At 45.2% G+C, this 4569-nt stretch carries 4 protein-coding genes; 3 read left to right on the top strand and 1 reads right to left on the bottom strand.

Features of this window, described 5'->3' with window-relative positions; genetic code table 11:
* The coding region (locus AC1DUA_RS33855; RefSeq protein WP_477503915.1) for an alanyl-tRNA editing protein at positions 1–970 on the top strand (970 nt) is incomplete at its 5' end.
* A 121-nt stretch (positions 971–1091) separates the two neighbouring features.
* Here the strand turns inward: AC1DUA_RS33855 and AC1DUA_RS33850 are convergent.
* Positions 1092–1343 (bottom strand): hypothetical protein, encoded by a 252-nt coding sequence (locus AC1DUA_RS33850; RefSeq protein WP_477503914.1) that lies wholly within the window; start codon positions 1341–1343, stop codon positions 1092–1094.
* Between the two features lie 183 nt (positions 1344–1526).
* Between AC1DUA_RS33850 and AC1DUA_RS33845 the strand changes: the two genes are divergently transcribed.
* Entirely contained in the window at positions 1527–3044 is a 1518-nt protein-coding gene (locus tag AC1DUA_RS33845) for a PAS domain-containing sensor histidine kinase (protein ID WP_477503913.1), read from the top strand.
* 165 nt (positions 3045–3209) lie between these two features.
* On the top strand, positions 3210–4569 hold a 1360-nt coding region (locus AC1DUA_RS33840; protein WP_477503912.1), incomplete at its 3' end, for a xanthine dehydrogenase family protein molybdopterin-binding subunit.

Genomic DNA, 4569 nt, shown 5'->3' with positions numbered 1-4569 from the left:
GCATAAAGTGGCGAGTCCACTGGGAGAAGGCGTTGTAACCTGCGAAGTGGATTGGCAGCGTAGGTTCGATCATATGCAGCAGCATAGTGGTCAACATCTGTTATCGGCGGTATGCCGTGAGCTCTATCAGGCAATGACCGTTTCCTTTCACTTAGGAACGGATTATGCGACGATTGATGTTGAACAGCCGGAACTCTCACCCCTTCAGTTGGCGGCCATCGAGAAAGAAGTGAATCAGCAGATCTATAAGAACCGAGCTGTCTCCAGTTATTTTGTTACGGAAGAGGAATTGGCTAAGCTGCCGCTCGTGAAACAACCCAAAGTGACGGAGAATATTCGCATTGTCGAAATTCAAGATGTGGAGTACAACGCTTGCGGGGGCACTCATGTCTCATCGACAGGTGAGATCGGCATGATCAAGCTCTTGAAAGCGGAGAAGCAGAAGGGAAATACGCGGATTTATTTTAAATGCGGGTATCGTGCGCTCCAGGAGTTTAATGATAGCCTGAAAATTTTGGGGACACTATCCATCAAATTCAATACAGGAAAAGACGAAATTATCGATCGCGTGGAGAAGTGGGAGCTCGAGACCAAACAGCTTCAAGCGGAACTTGCTCAGTTAAAAGAGGAAAATCACGCTTATGTAGTAGATGAACTGCTCTCCCAGCGTGAAGGAAACTTGATTGTCCGTGTGTTCGAAAACAAGTCTTTGAAGGATTTGCAAAACCTCGCTGGCAAGCTGGCGGAGCAGGGCAATTGCCCAGTGCTGCTTGCAACGATTGCTGAGAACAAAGTCGTACTGGCGAATAATAGCGCAGCTTTATCCTGCGGTGCATTCTTCAAAGCGAATTTGGCTGCCTACCAAGGAAAAGGCGGCGGAAGCGACAAAATCTCTCAAGCAGGATTCAGTACATGGGATGACACAGCAGCTTTCTTGGAACACACGAAAAAACAGATTAGTGAGCTCTAAATAAGAAGATCAGGCAGTTGGCCTTCACTGGATCAGCTGCCTGTTTTAAAGTTGATCGGTGAATATATGAAATTTCACTCGAAAACCCTCATCTAAGGAKATGAGGGTTTTCGAGTGAAGATTAGAAGGGACGGAAAGGGAAACAAGGTCTACTATCCAATAAAGTAATAGTCAAAAGATTAAACAAGACGAGCGGTAAAATAAATGGCAGAAAAGAGATTTGTGCTTTTTTCCCGTTACGCGCTGGTTTCAGATATACTTTATTATTGTCCACTTTGACAATGGTACCTTTGTAAGTGCCGTGGGTTGTTTGGATCATCACTTCTCGATTGAGGTACTTTTTACAAATTCGATAGGAATCCGCTTTTTTCATCGTGAATACCTCCTCTCTAGCTGTCTTCTTCTAGTATATGTTCGTCCAATAGAACTAGTGCGTGGGAATTGAAAGGAATGGGAGAAAGATCCAATAAGTATTTTCAAGAATAAATGATATAATCAATTTGCAAATTACACCGCTGTCCCATAAAAATGCATGGTTAAGGAAGAGTAGATCGATATGCACAAGAAGTCAGTAGTAAAGGTAAAAAGCTCTTTGAAGGTCACCTTCCTCTATGTCTTGTTTGGAAGTTTGTGGGTCATTCTATCAGATCGTTTCATTGATAGCGCTAACTTGACCGATGCAGTTTCCATAAATTCCTCAAAGGGACTTTTTTATGTCGTTATTACAGCATTTATTTTGTATTTTTGTTTAAATCGGTTAAAAAAAGCGTTGCTGGAAAGCGAGGAACGGTACCGAATCCTTGTGGAACATTCACCAGAACCGATCGTGGTTCACAGTGATGGGATTATCATCTTCATCAATCCTGCCGGTGCGAGAGTATTAGGTGCGAACTCGCCCGAGGAGCTTATCGGGCAACCCGTCATGACATTCGTGCACCCCGATTTTGCAGATATTACGCAGAAACGTATCCGTCAAATCATTGAAGACAAGCAGCCCACGGAGCCAATGGACCAAAAGTTTTTGCGAGTAGACCAGAAGGTTATCGACGTTGATGTAAGAGAAGTGCCGATCGTCTTTCTTGGCAAACCTGCGGTGCAGTTGCTATGCAGGGACATTACGGAGCATAAACGGGCGCAATGCATGCTGGAGGAGCGGGAACAGAGCTATAAATCGCTTGTTGATGTTTCCACTGATCGAGAGAAAGCCTGCCAGTTGTTTGTAAAAGCGATGTACGGCGAATCCAACAATACAGAAATTACTCTTTTGCATAAAGAAGGAAATCAGATTGAATTAAATTTGAAAATGGTTCCGATCTATATCAATGATAAAGTTGACGGCGTATACGGCATTGCCAAAGATATTACAGAACGCAAACGGACGGAAGAGCTGCTGCTCAAATCAGAAAAGCTGTCCATTGTAGGTCAGCTCGCGGCGGGAGTCGCTCATGAAATTCGAAATCCATTGACGTCGTTAAGAGGTTTTGTGCAGCTTTTGCAGTCGAAGGTAGAAAATTATCAGTATTATTTTCAAATCATGTTATCGGAGTTAGACCGAATTAACGATATCGTGAGCGAGTTTATGGTGATTGCCAAACCGCAGGTTATCAACTTTGAGATGAAAGATATCCGAAAAATCGTTCAAGACGTCATCTCCCTGCTGCAAACCCAAGCCATTCTTAATAATGTTCAAATTCATACAGAGGTCTTGACTGAAATTCCATTCATTAAATGCGAGGAAAATCAATTGAAACAGGTATTTATTAATATTCTTAAAAATGCGATTGAAGCGATGCCCGATGGAGGAAATGTCGTTATTTCGTTGAAAACCGACGACAACAAGGTTCAGATTCGGTTCCTTGACGAGGGCTGCGGCATCTCAGAGGAGAGATTGGCGATACTTGGTGAGCCCTTTTATACAACGAAAGAGAAAGGGACGGGCTTAGGTTTAATGGTCTGTCACAAAATTATTGAAGCACACCGCGGATGTCTCAAAATCGAAAGTGAAATTAATAAGGGAACAATAGTTCATATATTTCTGCCGATTGATGAGGAAAGTTCGGTTCACATAACTTAATGCAAGTAAGGACTGCTCGGCTAGTAGGTTTCTACTAGGCGGCAGTCCTTTTTTTATTTGCTTGCCGCCACAGAGACATAGGACGAGTTTAATCTTGATAAGATGATAGAAAACGCCCAGCTTTGTACGGAATATAGATCGTAATAGAGTAGGAGTGGGTAGAACGTGAGCGTAATAGGCAAGGGTATCCCAAGACTTGAATCCCGAGATAAAGTAACCGGCTTCGCTAAATACACGAACGATACACAATCTCCAGGTATGCTGCATGGCTGGCTCGTCACTAGCCCTTATTCGCATGCGTTAATTTCATCGATTGATATTACGGATGCACTGGCAGTGAGCGGTGTTCAAGCGATTCTTCGGGGCGAAGACTCCCCAGTCCTTACTGGCAGTCTACTCGCAGATCGTCCGCCGCTTGCCTGGAAGAAAGTACGATATTTCGGCGAGCCGATCGCGGTCGTTGTTGCGGAATCTGAGCAGATTGCCAAACGCGCGGCAGCGTGCATACGAGCCAAATATGAGCAGCTTCCCGTTGTTCCTTCTCCCAGCAGCGCCTTGCAACTGAATGCTCCATTGATCCATGAAGATTTGGGCAGCTATCAGAAATTCGGGGATGTGTATCCCGTTCCAGGCACAAACATCGGCAATTTTGTGAAAATCCGCAAAGCTCACATGGCCTCTGGCTGGGCAGCAAGTGAAACGACGGTGGAAGGGACATATGCGTTCAACACTTCCGATCATTGCGCGATGGAGCCGCGTTGTGCCATCGTTGAAGTAAAGCCAAGCGGATTGATTGACATCCAAACGTCGACGCAGGATCCTTTTATGATAAAACGTGCCTTTGAGCGCTTTTTTCAAGTTGAGCAGTCCAAAGTGATTGTGCATGTGCCTTTTGTAGGTGGCGGATTTGGCGGCAAAGGTTCCATCCAATTAGAATACATTGCTTATCTGGCATCCAAAGCTTGCGGTGGTCGTCCTGTCAAAATCAATAATTCCCGCGAAACAGATATGGTTAGTTCCCCTAGCCACATTGGTCTTGAAGCAAAAGTAAAGCTTGGCGCGACCAGAGAAGGTAGACTAACTGCAGCTGAATTTACGTTTCTATTTGATACAGGGGGCTATACAGACGAGGGAGCAACGGTAACCCAAGCGGGGGCAATCGACTGCACGGGACCTTATCGCGTAGATAACGTGTGGTGTGACGCGTTATGCGTCTATACGAATCATCCTTATGCCACCGCATTTCGGGGATTTGGGCGTACGGAAGCGCATTTCTGTATGGAGCGTACGATGGATATACTAGCGAAGAAGTTGGGTATGAACYCTATGGATTTGCGGCTCCGCAATGCGATCCAATCAGGCGAAACGACACCGACGCAAACCCCGCTTACAAGAAGCTCGGTTGGAGATGTGTCGCTATGTATCAGCAAATTGAAGGATCYGATCCAGTGGGAACAGGGCCAGCGGGTTGAGGTTGGCGGTAATAAAGTCAGGACAAAAGGAATGGCCTGTGTGTGGAAAGCCT

This window comes from Paenibacillus sp. 01T422 (assembly GCF_056398785.1).
This window is presented reverse-complemented; position numbering and strand designations above follow the sequence as displayed.

What these genes read in the sequence shown, in the direction of transcription:
- AC1DUA_RS33850 (WP_477503914.1), bottom strand. Translation starts at nt 1,343, where the DNA reads ATGAAAAAAGCGGATTCCTATCGAATTTGTAAAAAGTACCTCAATCGA.
- AC1DUA_RS33845 (WP_477503913.1), top strand. Translation starts at nt 1,527, where the DNA reads ATGCACAAGAAGTCAGTAGTAAAGGTAAAAAGCTCTTTGAAGGTCACC.